We start from the raw sequence: 22,603 nt of genomic DNA, 5'->3' as shown, positions 1-22,603 counted from the left end.
AATGGTCAAAATTAAAACTTTTATTCACGCTGCGCATATCGCTGCGTACGCCGTGTGAAACCTATAACCCTTAGCCACGAAACCCAAACCGAAAGATTAACGGCAGGTACATTATGCAGTATAAATCGAAATATAATTTCTCTATAGTAAATTAGAATAAGATTCAGCATAGCCGTGCTGTTTTATATAGTTGAATACCTTAATTTCATCATTATGTTTTGTTCAACCCACAGCAAAGTTATTTGTGCAATATCCCTGACGGTTATTTTATTGCCTGCATATTTGTTTGCCCAAACCGGCAGCGCCTCCGAACCCGTTCGCTATGTGGGCGGCGTAACCATTGATCCGAGTGTGCATGAAGGTCGCTTACGTTGGGCAGTTGGCGCCGAAAGCATACAGGTAATGCGGGCCAATAGAGAACATGGCGGGATGGATGCGGATTCGGGGTGGACATATAATCATGCACCTAACCTGGCCTACCGGAATGGAAAATTTTACCTGCAATATCTCAGCAACCCGGTTGATGAACATATTGCGCCGGGGCAAACGCTCCTCACTACTTCGGCTGATGGACGCAATTGGGAAAAGCCACGCATTTTGTTTCCGCCTTACCAGCCGCCTGCCGGAGTAACAATACCGGACGGATACCACGGGTATATGATGCATCAGCGCATGGGATTTTACGCGGCGCCAAACGGGCGGTTACTCACCCTTGCTTTTTACGGGCATACGGAAGACCCTTTCCAGGAAGGTGGCATTGGCAGGGTAGTGCGGGAAATATACAAAGACGGTAGTTTTGGCCCTATACATTTTATCCGTTATGAAAGTCATGCCCAATGGAACGAAACCAATACCAGCTTTCCTTTTTATACCCAATCAAAGGATACCGGTTTTGTTGCCGCCTGCGAAGCATTGCTGAAAAACAGGTTAATGGTGTTACAATGGAAGGATGAGGATGATGGTAACGATGCCTTATATGCCGAAAATAAAAATGATGACCATCTTTCCGCATTGTCTTATTTTCATCGTAAAGATGACAAAGTGGTTCTGCTATGGAAAAAATCAAAAGCCGCTTTATCGGAAGACGAAGGCGCTACATTTTCCACACCTGTGAGAGTGCCTACGCTCTTAATGTCGGGCGGTAAAAACTGGGGACAAAGAATGGAGGACGGCAGGTATGCCATGTGTTATAACCCGATAGACAACTCCGAATACCGTTATCCCTTAATTATAGTGACCAGCAACGACGGAATTGTTTTTGATGATATGCTGCTGGTGCAGGGCGAAGTGCCGCCCAGGCGTTTTTTTGGCAGGTGGAAAGATTTCGGACCCTGCTATACAAGAGGCATAGTGGAAGGCAATGGCAACCCGCCGGGCAACGATATGTGGATCACTTACAGCATGAACAAGGAGGATATGTGGATAACGCGTGTACCCGTTCCTGTTACCTACAGTATAAACACACCTGTAAATGATAATTTTAATTCCTTTGTTGCGGGGAAAGCAATACCCAACTGGAATACCTATTCTCCAAAATGGGCGCCCGTTGCAGTAGCAGATTTTCCCGGTGCTAAAAATAAAAGTCTGCAGTTAACGGATGAAGATCCCTATGACTATGCAAGAGCCATACGGGTTTTTAAAGAAACCACTAAAGCTGATCTGCGGTTCAGGTTATATGCCGGGCAAAGCGATCATGGTGAACTGTCAGTTGATGTAACCGACCGCTATGGCAATCGCCCGGTACGGATTGATTTTACAGATAAGGGATATATAGAAGTAATGAATGGCAGTAAAAGCATTATGATCCAAAAATATCGGCCCGGTACATGGTATGATTTCCGGCTTATCATTAATGCTGATATAAACGGATCATTCGATCTTTTCCTGAACGGCAAAAAAGTGCTATCACGCGCAGCATTAACCGAAGCAGTGAAATCGGTTGAGCGGATATCTTTCAGAACAGGGCCATACAGGGATATTCCGAACCGCAGAACGCCTAATGAAGAACCAACACCTCCATTGCCCGGCGCAGATGAGAAAGTTGCAAAAGCGGTGTATTATGTGGATGATGTGGTGAGTAGGTGAAAGGTGAAAGGTGAAAAGAGGAGAAGTTGGATAGTTTATCGTCTCACGATATGAAAGGTGAGAAGTTGAAACGGTTTATCGCTTCACGTTTATCGTTTTATGAACTAAGAGGTGAGTCATCGCTGACAATTGACAACTCACCCCTGACCATTCATTCACCATTGACCATTCACTAACTTATAATTTAACTCCAAGGGTAAAGCTCAACACCCGGTGCTTGTTCAATTCATCATCCGAGCTGCTGGTGCCTGATTGTAATTTCGCTAATCCTAATCCATAGTTGATGGAAAACAGGGCACGTTTACCTTCTATACCTGCCGTACCATTCAGACCGTAGTCAAAGCGCCTCATAATGCCATAACCAGATCCTTCTTCACCACTGGTAAACGGATCATCATCTGAAAATTTAATGTTCTGTGTTCTGCTGAAGTCTACGCCAAACAGTTCGCCTTCTACTTTATTTTTTCCGCCCACGCCAATGGCGGCATACGGGCCGGCTCCAACAAAGAACCGGGCGTCTTCACCCAATGGAATTTTTATAATGGCATTCACAGGAACCTCAATGTAATAGGGGCGTGTAGAAACCCTGTACCAGTTATCGCCCGATGTGTTGCCCGATTCGAGTTTTGATCCTTTACCCGTAAAAAATACACCGGGCTGAATAGCGAAGAATGAACCTATAGGAAGATCGGCCTGTAATCCCGCATGAAAAGAGGGAAGCGTTCTCGAATCATCTACCTGTCCGTCTTTATTAACAGAAATATTGGCCAGGTTTAAACCAGCCTTTACGTATACGGAAGATTTTTGCGCCTGTACAACCAGTCCGCTCATCAGAAGTAATGCACCAAGTGCTGCGATAGTCTTTTTCATAATGTACTCTTTTAGTTTCTATCCTCTTTTTCAAAAGTCTTGCCAGTTTGATATGATCTGTTTATTAATGCGTAAGTCAGCACACCTGCAACGCAATAGCATATCCGTAAACGTAAGGAGAATTATAAAACGAAACCTGTGGAAAAAAAGCCCCGGTATTTCAAATATGAGTAGAACAAAAATGTGAATAGGCCATGGGAGAGAAGAAAGAGAGAAAGGTGAAAGTGAGAAGACACTTACCACTGACAACTGCCCAATTACTACTAAAACGGATAGCCAATCCCCAAATTAAAAACAAGGTTGTCTCTCCGCCATGCGCCGCTGCCGAATTTTATCCCGTCTATTACCCATCTTTCCGGTTCCGGAAGCCAGGGTTTACGCAAAGGAAAGGCCACATCGAGCCGCAACACGAGAAAGGATACATCAAAACGTAACCCCACACCTGTACCTACACCCAGCTCTTTCATAAAACTACTACTAAATTTACCGCCTGGCTTATCTGTATTTCCCCGGTATAGCCATATATTGCCTGCATCTGCAAAAATAGCTCCATGTACTATGCTGAACAATTTAGCTCTTAACTCTGTATTGAATTCCAGCTTGATATCGCCCGACTGATCAGGAATAAAATTAACCGTATTCATGTCTTTATAAGTACCGGGCCCCAGGGAACGGCTGCGAAATGCACGGATGCTGTTGTTCCCACCCACAAAAAACTGTTTGATAAAAGGAAGCTCTGTGGAATTGCCATACGGATAACCAAATCCAACGATCAAACGGTTTGCCCATGTATTTTTTGAAGAGAGCTTCACGTAATACCGGAGATCGGTTTCGAGCTTAACATACTGTGAAAACTGTGCGCCAAAAATCGTTTTAGGTTTTCCGTTCAGTGTATTGGCGCCGGTAATTAAACCGGCAATATTTCCGGAAAGATCGGCATTGCCATTAAAATAGAATCCTTTTAAGCCATTGTTACCTGTTAGTTCATTGTAATTGTAATTATAATTGGAACCAATGATGAACTGCTTTTCAATTGCCTTTTGCAGGGTGGGATTGTTGAACGCATTGCTTTCATATAAAGGGGTAACACGGATGGGTTGCACGTAATTGATTGAAATGGGATTGAGCTGGTGTTCTTTATTAACTGTTTCTTTCCAGGCATAACCAAATTCGCCCCTGAAAGAATTCATGGTATACAATTTTTCCTTTGTAAGGATATCATAGGCCAGGAGCATATTGGTTTTAGGCACAAAGCCGCTGCGCGTATTCAAACTAACAAAAGGAATAAGAAAGCGTGGAAAAGTCAATTTGGTTTCCAATCCGCCTCTGTAGGTATTAAATCCTTTTAACTGTCCGCTAAACTGTATTTCAAAACCAGCAGTAGCATTAACAGACAGCAGTTCGCCACCCCGGAACGTATTGCGGTTGCGCCATCCTATGGTAATGCCGGAGCCGGTAAGATTGTTCGATTTGGTATTGGCATTGATATCGGCACGCAGCGATTTCCTGGGCAGGGAAGTGAGGTAATAATAGGTATTGAGTTGGGCGGAATCTGAATTTTTAACGGGCTCAAATCTGTTCTTTACAAACTTAAATACGCCCAGGTTTACCAGCCTGCTGATGCTCTGGTTGTGATCAGTGCGGTTATACACATCGCCGGGGTTAAATTGCATGGACTGCGCAAACATTTGCGGTTTGTAGGTTTTACGTTTATCTACAACATAGTAGCCTTTATAGTATTCCGCATCACTTTTGAGAGTGTCGGCTTTTTCTGCACTGAGCCGGTAGCCCGGGAAAATATATACATCGTTAATGGTATACACCTGCCTGGCCATTTGTGGTGTGCCCGGCTTAATTTTTACATCCAGGTCCACTGCATTATTACCAATCGTACTATCGGCCCGGATGATAAGATAATCCGGATCAAAATAGTAAAATCCCTTTTCTTTCAGATCTGCATCTATCCGTTCCCGTTCGGCTTTGATGGTTTCAAGATCAAAATAAGAGCCGGTTTTAAGCAGGGTTTTGGCAGAAGATGCATTTATTGTTTTTTGTAAAACAGAACTGTCCTTATCAAACATAATTTTATTAATGGCATAGCGGTTGCCCGTTTGAACGGCATACACTACTTTAGCTTTTTTGTTTTTCAGTATAGAATCGCCCTGTACGGCAGCCTTGAAATAACCCCGGTTTTCCATTGTGCTTTGTAACACTTTTACATTCCATTCTATATTAACATCACTGGCCAGCACGGGAGGCTCACCTACTTTATATTTCAGCCAGCCCATTATTGATTTTTCTTTTTTGGGATTGCCTGCCAGGTTATACATCAATAATTTGAAAGGAACACCTAATATTTTTTTATTCGGTAAAGGGCGGGTAAGCGCTTCCAGCTCATTTTTAATATTCTTCTTTTCTTTATGCCCAAGGGAAGGACCTTCTATTTTTACATCAGCACCTGTATACAATGCCTCGCCGGGCGGTAGTTTCCTGGTACTGCTGCAAGCTGCCAGCAAGCAAACCGTTACCCATGCTATAATAATATGAATGGTCCTTTTCTTCATTTTATTGGTTTGCAGGATTGGTGTTTTCCGGTGGATTGTTTTTTTGTTCCTGCCGCTCGGTTTTTTTTATCTCCCTGTCTTTTCTGCGTTGCTCAGGTGTTTTCCTTTTTCTGAAGATATCCCTGAAGCGGTTATAGTCTACAGTAATGATAAAGCCTATGCCCGTTTCCACGATATAACCATCAATTACGCCCTGGTAATCATTTTTCCGGTAAGCCCTCAGCATATACCTGCCGTCTTCACTTAAACGGTAATCCAGCGCTACATCACCGGCAATATTGCTTGAAGCCTGATTGGAATTTTTAGGACCCTCAACCTCAAAATTGCTGCCAACGGTTACGGTTAAACGATCATTTAATAATTTTTTGGATAGTCCCACGTTCAGGTCAGTACGGCTTTGTCTTTCCCCGGTAGTATAGTCATCGGAAGCGGCAATGTCGAAGTTAAGATCAACACCTTTTACCAGGTCGGCCGCAAGCTGGTTGAGTTGTTCCGTCATCAGTTTGCTTACGCTTTGCCGCACCAATGTAGAGGCGCTGGTGCTTCCGCTGCTTCTGAAAGGATCCTCTGCCACAAAACGGTTAAGCAGCAATAATGAAAAAACCTGTTTGTTCATTTCCGCTTCTTCCTGCCGCAGGATATCAAGTTTCGTTCTTACATTGGCCAAAATATCATTTGAAACACCGTAATTTTTATTCTCCGGAAGAATAATATTAAAGCTAATGTCGGGCTTCAGCAGTTTACCTGTCATACTAAGCATTACATCGAAAGGAAGTTTTTGCAGGTATGTATTTCTTTGGGCAGGAGTTACGTCCTCACCCAATTGGTTTTTCACCAGGTCCAAAGGAGCTGTGCTGGCTGTGTATTTGGCGGTAATATCCACGTTGGCATCCGTAGGTTCTCCTTCCCAGGTAATTTTGCTTCCTTTTACGATATCAAATTTTCGGTGAAGAAAGTTGAATGTAAGATCATAACTGCCTTCTTCCATTTCATAGGTTCCGGCAAGTGTTATTTTACCGCTGGGATCTACACCGGCACTCAGTTGTGCATCACCCCTCACATTCAGAAAATCGCCATTGCCTTCATCAACGATCAGTGTAAAATCCGCAGCCTTATCTACTTCAATATTTACCGAAACGTCCATTCCCTGCAGCGATGAAGTGTTCAGTGAATCATAGGAAGCCAGAAAAAGAGAATCATTTTTCGGCGCATCTTTATCAATAAAAACTACAATGCCTTCCCTATCAGCCACCCCTGGTTCATTTTGGGGCAGTACGATGGTCATTTTTGTTTTTTCATTTACTTTCAGGCTTCCATCAATCACGGGCGCTTTTTCCGTCCCTTTTACGGTAAGGTTGGTATTAAAATACAATTGACCATAGAATAATTTATTGTCTTTTTTGGTGCTGTTCAATGCTCTGAAATTATCCGCTCTTATTTTAAGGTCAAAATTGTAATTCAAAAAATTGCTGGTGGCTGCAGTACCGTCAAGCATCAGTGCATTGCTGGCTGAATCCCTTATCTCAAAGCGATCGAAAACAATACCCTGGCTGGTTACCGATAATTTTTCCTGGTCAATAGCGAACATATTGTTGAGCATGCTCAGGTTAAAAACTGTTTTGTTGAAAAGCAATTCGCCGTTTACAGCAGGCTGGTCTGTTGTACCCGTAATTTTAAATGCCCCGTTTACAAACCCTGAAGCATCGCGCAATGCCCCTGCCGAAAACGCCTGTGCGGTAGTAAGAGGCAGTTTACGTATGTCGAGGCTCAGATCAATAGCCTTATTGTTAGCATAATAATTGCCGCTGAGTTGTACATCATTGTCATTGCCGGTTATGGTTACATCGGCATTGTAGGTATCTGCTACTTTATTGTTGACCAGCATTTTTACATTTCCTACCGTATCTTTTTTGATGCTCAACTCATTTATAGAAAGGTCACCAACAAAAACAGGCTGCTGCATGAGATTACTAATGGTAATTGTACCATTCAGTGTGCCATCAGCTAAAGTGGAGTCGGGCTGCACAAAACCGGTGAGGGTGGCAATGCTAAAATTGGAAAAGCCGATTTCCATCGGGGCATTTGCTGCTTCGGAAATACTATTGATGCTCAGTTGCTGCTTGTCCTGGTTTAAAACAAAATTTTCCGCATGCACTCCTTCATCAGCTACTGTAATTCTATTATCTGCCGATATTGTCCAGTCTTTATAATTCAACAGCAGGTCTTCAGGCTTTATCGAAAACAGGTAATCACCGTTTTTTGATTGCTGTAATAATCCTTTCAGGTTGTATCTTTCGCTGTCGGTTTTGTCTTTTATATTCAATGCATAATCAATTGTATTGTTTGCTACCGAAGCGGTAATATTGGTTTTATGCAGGGCGAGGCTTTTTCCAATAACTATATTTTCTACATCAGCATTAATCTGAAGGGCACTGTCTGCAGTTGAGGCGTTCAGTTGCAGGTTGTCTACCTGGTTGGCGCCAATATGTACAACCGGTGCAGCCAGCAATGCATTCCAGCCTTCATTGGTTGTGAACCTGCTTTTGAGCACTACAGAATCCATTCTTTCGAGTTGGGGCACAAAAGCCTTTAGCGCCGGTCCGTTTATGATATTTGCATTTATGGTAAAATCATAGGGCTCCGGTTTTTTTGCTGAATCTGTATCAGCCATGGCGAAATAAGGTGGTATAGCATATTGAAAAATACTGCCCAGTTCGGTGAGCTTATACCTGCCCAGCAATCGGGCGTTTACCACATCACTGTTTAACTGTATATATCTCGCGCTGTCATTTGTTCCTGCCAGTAATTGTATGGTATCCATTTGCACTCTTTGCTGGTTATGTACCAGCAATGATTGCAGGATGAACAATGTACCATCAAGACTATCCGGATTTGTATTTTTAAAATCGCCCTTTACATTACCACGGTAGATCAACTCATCGCCGGTTAAATGCAGGGCTTGCGTTTTAATACTGTCAATGGTTGCATTCAATTGTACAGACGGGTATTCTTTGGAAAGGTCGGCTGTAGCATCCGCCGCAAAATGAATATTGGGATCAGCAATATCAGCATGTACTGTTGCCTGCTGATCGGCTATTGTTCCCTTCATATTCAAATCGCGGTATTCATATTGTTTAATGATGGCCGATCTTATTTTTCCCGTAAGTGTAGCGTTGGCTGTTTTGATATCATAACCATTTCCTTTAATGTGGAAATCGGCAGACACCGGCCCAAGGCTTTCCTTATTCTGTAAAATGGTTCCCAGGTCAAGAGCTGTTGTATTCAGTTGAAGATTGTAAACAGAGCGTTTGGCGTCAGCAATCTCCTCCATGGTTCCTTTTAACGAAGCATTGCCCAGGCTGGTTTTCAGTAACAGGTCGGTAACAAGCTTCCCCGTATTACCATTGAGCTTGCCGGATACATGCATTTGGGAAGGCAGTGTAATATTTTGAGGCAGGGTTCCTGCAGGCACAAATAATGCAATGTCTCTTTGTGAACTGCTGATATTTTTTATGGAAAGATCGGCGCCCAGGTTATTCATGTCAGGCAAACCCCTTAATCGCCCGCTTATGTCAATCCGTGTATCTTTCAATCCGCTGATCTGTAGAACAGGGAGCTGCAGATCAGCAATGCGGCCGCTTATGCGGCCATTGATCAGCCATGTAGTATTGGGGTCGGCAAAAGCGGGTTGAGAATGCAGGTCAGGTACAAAGGTCAGTATATCTTTTACCTGAATTTTGCTTTTCTGCAGATCAAGGTTCAGCTCCATGCGGCCTATATCTTTTTGTAATGCAGCAACACAATCGTACCGGATAGCAATACTTCGCTTCAATTCCGTTCCGGGCGTTTTTAAATAGAGCTCTTTTAAATAAGCCTGCCTGTTTGAATACAAAAAATGTGTTTGCAATTGATTCAATACAAAACCGCTTTGCTCGCTAAACGTTCCTTTTGTAATATTGCCGGCAATGGAATCACTGCTGTATAAAAGATCGCTAACGTGTAAGGTCAATGCTTCTGTTTTCAGGTGCATATAGTCCATGCCGCTTTGCTGTTTGGGGCTGTTGTCGTCATCAAGCTGCAGGTTATTGTTGTCTAATTGCAAGTTTCCTATCTGTACCCGCCAGCCCGCTTCCGCCTGGGCCTCTGCTTCCTGCCGGGTTTCTTTTTTTACAATTTCCGCACCTTCTTTTTTGCCCAGGCGTAAAACAACGGTTGTGCTGTCTAATGCAAGGGCATCGAGATTAATGATGCGTTGTGCGAGGTCAATTTTTTTCGGTTGAATCTGCAATGCTCCCAGGTTTAGCTGCGTATACAAAGCAGAGACATCGTTGCGGTAATCGAGGTTGATGTTTTGAAGATCTAAATTGTCTATATCTAACTGCACATTAAGCGGTGTTTTGGCATCTGTTATATCTTTTTGTGCAGGTTCTGCATCAAGCAATGGCTTCGACTGGTATACACGGGCAGTTAAACCCTGCAGGGTAATAGGAGCCACGCTGAACTGCATTTTTTCCAGATCAAATGTTTGCAGTCTGGTGTCAAAATGTTCTAAGTATGCCTCCACATCGTTGCCTGTGATAGCATCTTTATAGATCGTTCTTATTTTATTCAATTCAACAGAACGTAAAGTAATGGGAGTAGAGCTGGTATCTTCTTCTTTGGGACTTGTATCTGTTGAAGCAAAAGCATCAACAATGAACTGGAAGTTAAAAACCGTATCGGGTAATTGTCGTTTAATTTTAGCCGTTATATTATCTAATTCAACAGACTGGATGTCTACTCCATTTCCGGTAATGAGATCAAATAAATCAACATTTACTTTTATGCTGCCTCCGGAAATTAGCGTGTCTTTGCTCCGGTCTTCTATATAAACATTTTCAACCACCACTTTTTTGGGGAAGCCGATATATATTTTGCCAATAGCAACTTTGGTGTGTAGCTTTTTTTCAAGATAAGTAACCGCTTTTCCACGAATAAAATTTTGCACGGGCGGGGTGAGGATGAGCCCGGCAAGAAGAACCAGAAACAACAATATAAAAAGAACAGTTTTGACCACTATCCGTGCTATTCTTCTTCCTGTATTTTTTTTTGTTCCCTGCTGGTCCATGCTACTCATGCTAAATGAATACGGGTATTTGTTTTTTTGAGCTAATCCCTTATCAATCAATAGAAAATATCATGCTAATGCATGTAAACGTTGTATTGATACAGCGGGTGTGGTATAAATTACCCAAACCGGTCTGTTTTGCTACAAAAATAAGGGAGTTTATTGCTTGAGGAAGAAACCGGATGGCCGTTTATCGACTGGTAAAGCAATCCCGCGTCCTCATTCCGTGGTTATTGTTTGATGGATGAAACCTATGCAGTTTTAAATCGGATGATATTAACTTTTACGCAAAACTATAGCGCCTGGTGGCAACGCCAATTACTTTTTAACAGCCGCCGACAACGCGGCAATAGGCGTTAATTCAACTTTTCGAAATTCTACTTCTGCGCCTTCAGCCTGTAACGCGATCTGACCCTTTTCCGCCGTGCAGTTGAAACCATCGTTGACCAGGTCGCCGTTTACCCATACCCGTATCGAATTTTTTAGACATTCCACTACCATCGTGTTCCATTCTCCCAAAGGCTTTTCGGATCCGTCTGTTAAGTTGAGTATCCTTCTTTTTTTACCTTCCGTTATGCCCCATTCTTTTTTTGCTCCCCGCCGTTTTTTCATATCAGGCACGGCTATATCTTCCACAATGCACCAGAAGTCACCCGCGTTTTCATGCATCATTTGCACTTCAATGGATTTGGGAAACATTTTATAAAGTGACCGGGGAGTGGAAGCAAATACCAGCACACCACAATTTCCCGGTTTACCGGCAAAGCGGTATTCCACCTGTAACCTAAAATTCTTGTAAATGGAATCTGTGATCAAATGTCCATTGGGTTCGCCTAAGCTTACCAGCAGTCCGTTTCTAATGATAAAAGGATTTCTAGCCAGGGCATTCGTATCCATTTCCGGAACATCTATATGCCATCCGCTTAAATCGCGTCCGTTAAAAAGGCTATAGGAGGCAGATTGAGACAACAGTCCGGAAGGAATCAGGATGAAGATGAAGAAAATTATTTTCATACGCAGCTATGTTGAGGAATATATTGATGATAATATCCAAATCAGCCCTAACACCGTGCATTCGGTTGTTTTTAGAACTTTAACCCTACAAATTAATCATATTACAGGATATTAAACAGTTTTATGGTGCCGGCATTTCGGTTTATTATTAAATTTCCCGTTCCGGGCCATACGATTGCGGAACAATCCTTAAAAGCATGGAAGGTAGAATAGATATGATGCAATGCCAGTCTATTGGCACTATAGTATAAGTTCGGCTATAATTGCAGCGAAAAAAGCCAAGTTCTTGAAAAAAACTTAGCTTCTTTTACGTGGTCAAGATCAGTTAATTATTTAATCTTCAGCACTGGTTTTAATTTATAATCACCGGTTCCTTCCTGCAAAATGGACAGTGCAGCATCAAAATCAATCAATAAAGAATCCAAAGAGGCATTGAGTGTTTTATTAAGCTTAATTTTTAAGCCCGACTCCGCACCACTGGGAATACTTAGGGGATAAACTGCGTCTCCAATTTTAATGCTGTTCTCATTGCCAAGTACAAAGCGGATTTCTTTGAGTGTGCCAGTGGGAATAACGCCCTGCGCCAATACTGTATCAATGCCGTTTTGCAGATCCAGCAGGTTGTAAATGCCTGCATGTGTTTCAAGCCGCGTCCAGCCGGCAGAATCATTATTTAATTTTATGTTTACTTCCATGATGTCCACATTCACTTCTGAAGCCTGGTAGGGATTATCCGTAAGCTTGATTTTTAAATGTGTAGAATCATTCTTATTGTCTTTTTGGCAGGATGTTATTGCCAGCAACATGGTAGCTGAAATAATCAGCAAACAAAAATTACGTACGGACATAAGTTATAAATTTTGCAAAGAGGTTGAAAAAATCATGCCATAACACCACAAAAAACAGTAGAAGAAATCTTTGTCTGTTTAAATGCACAATTATTAATTTTAAGGGAGATTTATTATCATTAGATTATAAGAATTCAATTATTATATGTAACAAAATCTTTATTTACTGATCTATTGAGTATATTTATTACAAGCACTTATTCATCTTAACAAATGGGTTATGTACATCTTTCGCGAAATTTTCCATCTTCAGTTTGGCCGCTACCGTGATGCCAAAGCTTTATTGGATGAAGGGATTCAAAAAGACTTACTGCTTCATCCCACCGGCACAAGGGTTTTAACTGATTTTACCGGCGAAGGTTACCGCCTCATTATTGAATTACCCTATGCCCGTTTGTCCGATTATGAAACAGATCTGAAAAAAGAGCTGGGCGGTGATCAGTGGAAAGACTGGTATGAGCGGTTTAAACCTCTGGTACGCTTTTCTGAAAGGGAGATCATGAAACAGGTAGTGTAGCACTACCCGCTTTTTATTGCAGCTTGTTGATCTCCTGGTATAGCACCCGGAAGGAATCCCATGGGGTGTTCCCGCCTGACGGCGTATTTTCTGTGCCGCCATAATAACCTCTGAGGAATCCATCGGCGCCCGACCATACGGTTTGAACCATTCCCCTGAACCTGGAGTTCATTTCAGGTGTTGATCCATTTCTGAAACTGATCATATCGTTGAGCTGGCTTAATGCAATGGATGGGTTCCGCCAGGGGCAGGTAACTACATTGAAGCCTTTCATAGCAAAGTATACCGCTGTTTTATCGGGCCGTTCGTAATGCCAGTCGCATATTACCACATCTTTTGGGATCATATCAATCGCAGGATATGTGTTATTATGACTGGCTTCCCACATGCCCAACCCAGTGGTATATCCGTCAATCAGCCTGTCGCCCCAAATCCATAGTTTTTTTCCTGAAACGGCAAGATGGTCGTGTATACGGGTTACCTCTCCGGCAAACAGTTCGGCCTTATCTTTTCCACCGCAGCGGGGACACCTGGTATCGGCAATATAGAATACTTCATCCATACCCGCATGAAAAGCATCTGTTTCAAACGCATCGCAAATCTCATCCATCAATGCAAATACAATTTTATGAACACCGGGATGCAAAGGGCAATAGCTCTTGCAGTACAAACTATCCGCATTGGGCCATACATATTTTTCCGGCATTTTTACATGAGGCGTTTCATCAAATTGCGGGTATTTTAGTAAAAGATTAGCCGTTTTGTTCGCCCACGACTGGTGCCCAAGCAGGTTAACCTGCGGTATTACTTTTATTCCGTTCGCCCGGCAGGCGGCTACTATCTTTTTAGCATCCGTTTTTGACAAAGCAATACTATCGCGCAATTCGGGGTGACTGGTATATTGATAATTATAATCTACACGAAGGATCAGTGTATTTACTTTGCGGGGAGCCAGTTCCTTATTAATAAAGGTCACAAGTGAATCAACGCCTTTTGGCATCGGCGCCGCAATACAAAACCCGCGAACGGGCAATATACTGTCTAAAGCATTTTGAGCGGAAGCATTGCTGCTTACCATAAAAATGATCATGGAAAACAGTAAAGGAATGCCTGTTTTTTTCATAAAACCAATTTACGCATTTTTGTTAAAACAGTCCGGCACAGCAAAAACAATTTATTTTTTGACACATAGACACATAGACACATAGTTGCATAGAAGCACCATAGAGGGAACTAAAAAATTTTCATTTGCACATTCATTCAAACACCCATCACGGGTAGGCTACAGGCTCCATATCCAGCACCTGGTGCAAATGGTGTAAGAGGTGTTTATTATAATCTGACGCTACCCAGCCCATGGTATGTGGTTCGCTTGTGAATACCGTTCTGTTTTGTTTTTCGGCAGCCGTATGGGCAAGAATAATACAGATATGCCGGTTCAGCAGTTGCCACAGTTGAATTAAGTCTTGCACAGGGTATTCCTGATAATTGCAGATGTTTACCCACTCATCCTGCTGGTAGGTGATCTGAGGCTCATCTTCATATTGGGCTACAATAAACCGCCTGGTATTATTTTGCGCTGAATCTACCAAATGACCCAGTATTTCTTTTTTACTCCACTTATGCGGTAATGGTTTGTATGTGTAATCAGCGTCACTAACCGTTTTAAGCAGTGGGCAGTATTTTTCTATAATAGTTTGGAGTTCATTGATGGTAGCTGTCATAAACGATGTAAATTGTTCATAAAATTATAGTATTTGTTTTAGGTTCAACCCCAATTTTTGCCTTTATTCGCATTGCGTAGCCGCTGAGGTTTTTGAAAGCAATGATTTGTATGAAGCGCTGCCTGTTAAATAAACCTGAATGTGAAAAGATCCCTTCTATTCATTGCTTTTTTATTGTTTTGTGTGAGTACGCCCGGCGCATTGTCCGCGCAGGATAACCCCAAACCCAATATCATCTTTTTTTTGGTGGATGATATGGGCTGGCAGGATACTTCGGTTCCTTTCTGGAATGAAGCAACGCCTTTTAACCATTTGTATCATACCCCCGCTATGGAACGCCTGGCTGCTTCGGGTATGAAATTTACCCAGGCTTATGCCAGCAGCGTGTGTTCGCCTACCCGTGTGAGTTTGATGACGGGAATGAATGCTGCAAGGCACCGGGTAACCAACTGGACTTTGCGAAAAAATGCCTCTAATGATGCAAAAGACGATGTACTTGAGTATCCATTATGGAATGTAAATGGATTATCACCCGTAGCCGGTATTGAGCGCACCGTGTATGCTACCCCGTTACCCGCGGTTTTGCGCAGCAACGGATATTATACCATTCATTGCGGTAAAGCGCACTGGGGCGCAATGGGTACGCCGGGGGCTGATCCTAAAAACCTTGGCTTTGATGTGAATATTGCCGGACACGCGGCAGGCGGTCCGGCTACTTACCAGGGTTTAAATGATTTTGGCAATAATTCAACAGACCCCGGCAAACAGGTATGGTCCATTCCGGGACTGGAAAAATACTGGGGACAGGATATTAACCTGAGCGATGCGCTTACTAAGGAGGCTATTCTGGCAATGGACACGGCGCGCTCATTGCATAAGCCATTCTATTTGTATTTGTCGCATTACGCCATACATGTTCCATTGGAGGCCGATCATCGTTATTACAAAAAATACAAAGACCGGGATTTACCCGAAAGCGAAGCACGCTATGCTTCTATGATAGAAGGAATGGACAAGAGTTTAAATGATATTTTGAATTACGTTGATGAAAAAAATATTGCAGGTAATACGATCATCATTTTTATGTCGGACAACGGCGGGCTGAGCGCCCAGGCCCGTGCGGGCAAACCCCATACGCATAACGCTCCGCTCAACAGTGGTAAAGGTTCTGCATATGAGGGCGGCATACGGGAACCAATGATCGTGAGCTGGCCGGACGTTACCAAAGCCGGCAGTTCCTGTAACCAATATATTATCGCTGAAGATTTTTTCCCAACCATCCTTTCTTTGGCCGGTATAAAAGCAACAAAAACAGTACAGCATGTTGATGGTGCATCTTTTGAAGATCTTTTAAAAAACCCTCAGGCCAAAAGAAAAAGCCGTAACCTGTACTGGCATTTTCCCAATAACTGGGGCCCTGCAGGACCCGGTATCGGAGCAACCAGCACCATCCGTTCAGGCGACTGGAAATTGATTTATTATTATAAAGATGCACGGACGGAATTGTTTAATATAAAAGGCGATATTGGAGAGCATAATAACCTTGCACAAAAATACCCGGCTAAGGTGAAGAACCTTGCCGGCCAGTTAACGGCATATTTAAAAGAAGTAAAGGCCCAAAAGCCGCTGTATAAAGCAACCGGTAAGCCGGCGCCATGGCCGGGTGAAAAAGCATCCTTATAAATACGAGTTTAAAAAACCGGAGTATGAAATTAAAATACCTGTTTGGGATACTGATCTGTTTTTTGATTGTTGAAAAAGCCGCGGCGCAGGCAACAGATACCATTGCCTGGTGGAATCCTGCCGGCAATGCTTTTCCTGTTCTCGAAGGACAGGCATGGCCAAAGGAAGTAAAAAGCTTTTACGACCGCTTACCCGCAAGGGCAGAACCAACCGTAAGAAAAGAAGTATGGAATTTATCGCGGCACAGCGCAGGTTTGTACATCAAATTCAAGACGAATGCAAGTAATATCGCAGTTCGTTATGGTGTAACTTCAAAAGGCAATTTCGCCATGCCACATATGCCGGCTACGGGCGTAAGTGGGGTAGACCTGTATGCTCTTGACCATAGCGGGAACTGGGTGTGGGCGCCGGGAAAATATCATTTTTCTGATACCATAACCTACCAGTATGCTAATATAGAAGTGGACCGGCAATTTAAAGGAAGAGACTGTGAATTCAGATTGTTCCTGCCCCTATACAATGCCGTTAGCTGGATGGAAATTGGCGTGCCGGAAGGAAATACGTTTATCCCGATGCCGCTTTCGGAAGAGAAACCGGTAGTGATCTATGGCACTTCTATAGCCCAGGGTGGTTGCGCATCCCGGCCGGGCATGGCGTGGACCGCTATATTAGAACGTCAGTTGGATTATCCTTTGATTAATCTTGGTTTTTCGGGCAATGGAAGATTAGAAAAGCCGGTGATTGACCTGATGACAGAAATTGACGCTAAAATATACGTGCTTGACTGCTTGCCCAACCTGGTCAATATTCCTGATAAAGAACTGGAAAATAAAATCAGGGAATCGGTGAAAGGACTGCAGGCTAAACGATCTACCACACCTATACTTTTGGTTGAACATAGCCTGGGTTCTCATTCAGGTATCATCAATGCTAAAAGGGTGGAGGATTGCGAAAGATCCACTAAAGTATTGCAGCAAACCTTCGCGAAGCTAAAAAGCGAGGGCGTTAAAAATATTTATATACTATCCAATGCAGCGCTGGGAATGGATATTAATTCAACTGTAGACGGCAGCCATCCTACGGACCTGGGCATGAAACAGCACGCCGATGCCTACACGAAGGCCATTCGCGAAATTGTGCATGAGCCTGCCAATCCGGTGTACAGCACCACGCAGCCGATAATACAAAGCCGCGACGGGTACGACTGGCGTGGAAGACACAATGCCATCAGCGAACTCAATAAAAAATCTCCACCCCGCAATGTAATTATCGCTAATTCAATAATTCATTACTGGGCCGGTGAACCCAGAGATCCGATTGCAAGAGGGGAGGATTCGTGGAACCGCTACCTGGCGCCATTGGATCTCAGAAATATGGCATTTGGATGGGATAGGATAGAGAATGCGCTGTGGAGGGTGTACCACGGCGCATTAGAAGGGTATACCGCAAAACACGTGGTGTTGATGATAGGCACCAATAATTTGGCCATCAATACCAATGAAGAAATAATAGCCGGATTGAAATGGTTAGTGGAAGCCGTTCAACTGCGTCAGCCGGGAACAGGCATACTGCTGTCTGGTATATTCCCGAGAAGAGATATGGAAAAAAGAGTGCGGGAGATCAATGAAAAAATTACAAAACTGGCAACCACAATGAAGGTTACCTATATTAATCCCGGCCGGGTATTCCTTAAGGCCTCCGGTAAAATTGATGAAAGTCTTTTTAGCGACGGACTGCACCCCAACGCCACAGGTTATAATAAACTGGCGCCCGTATTAGCCGGCTATCTTAAAAAATAATAGCGTATGATAATGGGCTGCTTAGTATCTTTCAAATTTTTGAATGATACGGGAAATGATTATGAAAACCATAAACCACCAGCATGAAGTATTTGATTTATTTAAGTTTAACTTTTAGTTGCATTGTTGTTAGTGCCCAGGAAAAATCTTTTCAATGGCAGCAGGTAGCGCCGGGGGTATGGAAAGCCCTGGCCGGCATTCCGGAAAAAGTAAGTCCGTTAAGTATTGCAGGTATAGAGCCCAATAGAGCGGCGCTTTCAAAATTGGGTGAACCGTCTTTCCCGGCAAACTTACAGCAAAGCGTAAACGAAATTTTTGATGCCAAAACGCTGCTTAGGTTCCCCCTGGAAAGAGAAGAACAACTTTTTGGACTGGGATTGAATTTTAAATCGGTTCAGCAAAGAGGCACCATTAAAGAATTGCAGGTAGATCATTATGGTGGAAAAGACGATGGCCGCACCCATGCGCCGGTAGCGCTGTATATATCCGATAAAGGTTACGGTGTTTTAATAAATGCCGCACGCCGCATTAAAGTGTATGCGGGTATAGCGGTTAGAAAGGATAGCAAAAACCCGCCTGATGAAATGAACCGGAATACCCAGTCCAACTGGGATCCGCAACCTTACTCCGATGCGGTGGAAATAGTAGTGCCTGCGCCGGGTACGGAAGTGTACGTTTTTGCAGGCAGCAATGCATTAGAAGTAGTACAGCGCTATAACCTGTTTTGCGGCGGAGGTGTATTACCGCCCAAGTGGGGATTGGGCTTTACCCAACGTACGCCAACGCTTTTTTCCGGTAAGCAGGTGATGAAAGAAGTGGATGCTTTTGAACAAAGAGGATATCCTTTAAGTTTTATAGGCCTGGAACCCGGCTGGCAAACCTACTCCTATCCCAATAATTTTGTTTGGGACAGTACCCGTTTTCCACAGCCGCAAAAATTTGTTCGCGGGCTATTGGATAGGAACATCAGGGTTAACCTGTGGATCAATCCTTATGTATCTTCCCATTCACCCATTTATAAAGATGTACTACCGTACACCGGCACCCATACCGTTTGGGCCGGTGTGGTACCCGACCTTACTTTACCTCCGGTACAGGATTTGTATAAAAAACTTTTTTCGCAACAGCATCTCGGTATCGGCGTGTCGGGTTATAAAGTTGATGAAACGGATGGCTTTGATGTATGGCTTTGGCCCGATGGCGCTAAATTTCCTTCCGGGCTAAGTGGTGAGCAAATGCGCCAGATATATGGTTTGCAGTTTCAGAAAATGAGCGACCAGTGGTTCCGCGAAAAAAATCAGCGCACTTACGGGTTAACCCGGGCTTCCAATGCAGGCGCTCCGTCTTTGCCTTATGTGATCTATAATGATTATTACAATCACCGTGACTTCATCACCGCTTTATGCAACAGTAGTTTTATAGGCGTACTATGGACGCCGGAAGCACGTTCCTCCAAAACATCGGAGGAATGGCTGCGCCGTATGCAGTCGGTTTGTTTTTCACCCATGGCTATGCTCAATGCATGGGCGGATGGAACCAAACCCTGGACTTTTGCTGATGTGGCCGATGAAGTGAAATCGGTAATGTTGCTGCGCATGCAATTGTTGCCTTACCTGTACAATGCATTTGCACAATATCATTTCGAGGGCAAACCTCCGGTGAGGGCCATGAATCTCGAAGAAGGATTTTTCTTTAATGCCAAAGAAGAAAGAGGTAACTTAAATTCATCCGACAATCCTTATGAAACAGCGATAAAGCAGGATATAAAAGACCAGTACATGCTGGGCGATTATTTATTGGTGGCGCCCATGTTCGCCGGTGAAAAAACCAGGAAGGTAGTGTTGCCCAAAGGCAACTGGTACGACTTCTATACGGGCAGGCTTGCAGGCAATGGCGCTATAATTGAAATTGAACCGGGACTTCAAAACATCCCTTTGTTTGTAAAAGAAGGAGCCATTATTCCAATGATACCGCCGGTATTGCATACGCCGGGTAAGGATGAAATATTACCTTTAACTGTGAGGCATTATGGACATACAGAAAACAGTATACAATTATACGACGATGACGGGGAAACCTTTGACTATGAAAAAGGCGCTTATGCCAGGGCGTTATTGTCGGTAAAAAAAGATAAGGAAGGAAAGTTAAAAGGTTCGGCTAAATTGCCTGAAAGCAAGGCGTTTCACTACAATAAAATTACGTGGGAATTTATGACGAAGTAGGAGGGGGTTTGGGGCAGGTTACAAGTTGCAGGTTTCAGGGACAGGAGGCCGGTTACAGGTTGCAAATTGCAGGGAAAACGAGAGACGAGAAAGGAGCGATGAAAGGGTCTTCCTCTCACTATTGACTATTCACCACTCACCCCGTCCGAAAGGTGTTCAACCGCGCCTGAATGACTCAGTCGGGCAGGCGGGCGGGTACTATTACAGGTATATGAAAAAGATCATCATAAAGATATTATTGCTCTGCATCTTCGGCTGCACATCCGTATTTGCACAGCAGGAGCCGCAACAAAGCGCATGGCATGGCTTTGTTAAACACAGTTTTGTTTTTGAGGGAAGGCAGGCACGTATTGTAGCACCGCAACAGGCTTTGCCGGGAAACCCGTGGGTATGGCGGGCCTATTTTCCCGACTGGCATACGGATATGGACAGCATCCTTTTATCACGCGGCTTTCATATCGCGTATATTGATTGTGGCGATATGTTTGGCAGTGCAGAAGCCATGCAGGTATGGGAACAATTTTACGATTATCTTATACGCGAAAAACAATTTTCAGAAAAGCCGGCATTGGAAGGGGTAAGCCGCGGCGGACTGTATGTATATGCATGGGCTAAACGGAATCCCGGTAAGGTGAGTTGCATTTATGCCGAAGCGCCTGTATTAGACATTAAGAGTTGGCCCGGTGGCAAAGGAAAAGGGAGAGGCAGCGATGCCGACTGGAAAAAATTATTCAAAGCATATAACTATACTGAAGAGCAGGCAATGGCCTTTGCCGATAACCCGGTTAACAACCTGGAGGTATTGGCCGCGTATAAAGTACCTGTTGTGCACGTGGTGTGTGAAAGAGACAGCATAGTGCCACTGGCTGAAAATACAGCAGTACTGGAAAAGAATTATAAAAAGTATGGAGGCAATATTCGCGTGGATTACATGACGGAAGGCGTGAATGATGTAGGACATCATTTTACGATTAAAGATCCTGAGCAATATGCGGATTTTATTTTCAATCATACGATCCCTTTAAAGCAAACGCTTTCTAATGAAAAGTTTGTGCACAGCTATGGCAGCCTGAACAATACATTTTACCAGGTCGAAGAAAAAAAGGAGCTGACGGTTGCTTTCTTAGGCGGTTCCATAACGCAAAACCCCGGCTGGAAAGATAAAACGGCCAAATACCTGCAGGAAGTTTATCCGCAAACAAAATTTCATTTTATATATGCAGGCATTGCATCCCTGGGAAGTGTGCCGCATGCTTTTCGTTTGCAGACAGATGTTTTAAGTAAGGGGAAAGTTGACCTGCTGTTTGTGGAAGCGGCTGTAAATGATTTGGCCAATCAAACGCCAGTGGCACAACAGCAAAAAGCAATGGAAGGCATCATAAGGCATGCGCTTACGGCTAATCCTTATATGAATATTGTGTTAATGGCTTTTGCAGACGAAGACAAGATCAGGGACTACGAAAATGGAAAAACACCTGCTGAAGTAGCCTTGCACGACCAGATGGCAAAGTATTACCAACTTTCCTTTCTTAATCTTGCACACGAAGTGCAGCAGCGTATTGCTAAGAAAGAGTTTACCTGGGAAGCTGATTTTAAAGATCTGCATCCTTCTCCTTTTGGCCAGGAAATTTATTTTCAGGCTATTAAAGCACTTTTAAAAAAGGCTGGCGAGGAATATAAAGAAGAAGGATTGGTTCCTGTAAAACTTCCGGCGGCCAGATATAAAGCAGCTTATGATAATGGAAGATATGTAAGCGTGGATAAGGCCACTGCACTGAAGGATTTTTCGCTGAACGCCAACTGGCATCCGCTTGACAAAGGAGGAACCAGGCAGGGCTTTGTGCATGTGCCCGTACTTGAATCAGGTAAAGCCGGTGCATCTTTTGGTTTTTCATTTACAGGAACTGCTGCGGGCATTGCTATTGTTGCGGGTCCGGATGCGGGAATGATAAAATATTCGGTGGATGGAAAGGCTGCCAAAACCATTGATCTGTACACACAATGGAGTGGGGGATTGCATCTGCCCTGGTACCTGGTATTAGCCGATGGTTTACCAAAGAGGAAACATATATTGAAGGTGCAGATCATAGCTCAAAAGAACAAAGATTCGAAAGGAAATGCCTGTCGCATTGTACATTTTTTGGTGAATGAATAATAATGTTCAATAGGT

13 protein-coding genes are annotated in these 22,603 nt (G+C 43.5%); 6 read left to right on the top strand and 7 right to left on the bottom strand.

What is annotated here, in order from left to right:
* Positions 1-213: 213 nt before the first annotated feature.
* On the top strand, positions 214-2,085 hold the full coding sequence (locus FRX45_RS11075) for a six-hairpin glycosidase (RefSeq protein WP_226805259.1): 1,872 nt from the start codon (positions 214-216) through the stop codon (positions 2,083-2,085).
* A 177-nt stretch (positions 2,086-2,262) separates the two neighbouring features.
* Here FRX45_RS11075 and FRX45_RS11070 read toward each other — a convergent pair whose 3' ends face one another.
* The 5 genes from FRX45_RS11070 to FRX45_RS11045 all read right to left on the bottom strand — a co-directional run bounded on the left by FRX45_RS11070 (position 2,263) and on the right by FRX45_RS11045 (position 12,488).
* Positions 2,263-2,955 carry a porin family protein gene (locus FRX45_RS11070; protein ID WP_152268488.1) on the bottom strand — a complete coding sequence of 231 codons (693 nt, stop codon included), beginning with the start codon at positions 2,953-2,955 and terminating at the stop codon, positions 2,263-2,265.
* A gap of 263 nt (positions 2,956-3,218) precedes the next feature.
* Complete coding sequence (gene tamL, locus FRX45_RS11065) at positions 3,219-5,519, bottom strand: translocation and assembly module lipoprotein TamL (protein ID WP_152268487.1); 2,301 nt, start codon at positions 5,517-5,519, stop codon at positions 3,219-3,221.
* A 1-nt stretch (position 5,520) separates the two neighbouring features.
* Positions 5,521-10,635: a translocation/assembly module TamB domain-containing protein gene (locus FRX45_RS11060; RefSeq protein WP_152268486.1), complete on the bottom strand. Its 5,115-nt coding sequence runs from the start codon at positions 10,633-10,635 to the stop codon at positions 5,521-5,523.
* A 309-nt stretch (positions 10,636-10,944) separates the two neighbouring features.
* Positions 10,945-11,640 (bottom strand): 3-keto-disaccharide hydrolase, encoded by a 696-nt coding sequence (locus FRX45_RS11050; protein ID WP_152268484.1) that lies wholly within the window; start codon positions 11,638-11,640, stop codon positions 10,945-10,947.
* A gap of 329 nt (positions 11,641-11,969) precedes the next feature.
* A complete protein-coding gene (locus FRX45_RS11045) occupies positions 11,970-12,488 on the bottom strand; it encodes a DUF4382 domain-containing protein (RefSeq protein WP_152268483.1) in 519 nt (172 codons plus the stop codon).
* Between the two features lie 220 nt (positions 12,489-12,708).
* Here FRX45_RS11045 and FRX45_RS11040 point away from each other — a divergent pair, with 220 nt between their 5' ends.
* On the top strand, positions 12,709-13,005 hold the full coding sequence (locus tag FRX45_RS11040) for a hypothetical protein (protein WP_152268482.1): 297 nt from the start codon (positions 12,709-12,711) through the stop codon (positions 13,003-13,005).
* Between the two features lie 13 nt (positions 13,006-13,018).
* On the opposite strand, the gene FRX45_RS11035 is transcribed toward FRX45_RS11040, so the two are convergent.
* Positions 13,019-14,128 (bottom strand): family 20 glycosylhydrolase, encoded by a 1,110-nt coding sequence (locus FRX45_RS11035; RefSeq protein ID WP_152268481.1) that lies wholly within the window; start codon positions 14,126-14,128, stop codon positions 13,019-13,021.
* Between the two features lie 148 nt (positions 14,129-14,276).
* Positions 14,277-14,729 (bottom strand): DinB family protein, encoded by a 453-nt coding sequence (locus FRX45_RS11030; RefSeq protein ID WP_152268480.1) that lies wholly within the window; start codon positions 14,727-14,729, stop codon positions 14,277-14,279.
* Positions 14,730-14,870: 141 nt separating this feature from the next.
* On the opposite strand from FRX45_RS11030, the gene FRX45_RS11025 reads away from it, so the two are divergent.
* From FRX45_RS11025 to FRX45_RS11010, 4 genes are all read left to right on the top strand, one after another.
* Positions 14,871-16,412 (top strand): sulfatase, encoded by a 1,542-nt coding sequence (locus FRX45_RS11025; RefSeq protein ID WP_226805257.1) that lies wholly within the window; start codon positions 14,871-14,873, stop codon positions 16,410-16,412.
* A 23-nt stretch (positions 16,413-16,435) separates the two neighbouring features.
* Positions 16,436-18,211 (top strand): SGNH/GDSL hydrolase family protein, encoded by a 1,776-nt coding sequence (locus FRX45_RS11020; RefSeq protein ID WP_152268478.1) that lies wholly within the window; start codon positions 16,436-16,438, stop codon positions 18,209-18,211.
* 83 nt (positions 18,212-18,294) lie between these two features.
* Positions 18,295-20,433, top strand: a complete 2,139-nt coding sequence (locus FRX45_RS11015) for a TIM-barrel domain-containing protein (RefSeq protein WP_152268477.1) — start codon at positions 18,295-18,297, stop codon at positions 20,431-20,433.
* A gap of 211 nt (positions 20,434-20,644) precedes the next feature.
* Complete coding sequence (locus tag FRX45_RS11010) at positions 20,645-22,588, top strand: SGNH/GDSL hydrolase family protein (protein WP_152268476.1); 1,944 nt, start codon at positions 20,645-20,647, stop codon at positions 22,586-22,588.
* Positions 22,589-22,603 lie beyond the last annotated feature (15 nt).

Source organism: Agriterribacter humi, from assembly GCF_009192765.1.
Taxonomy (GTDB): domain Bacteria; phylum Bacteroidota; class Bacteroidia; order Chitinophagales; family Chitinophagaceae; genus Agriterribacter; species Agriterribacter humi.
Note: the sequence above shows the minus strand (reverse complement) of the source record. Positions and strands in the feature narration are given on the sequence as shown.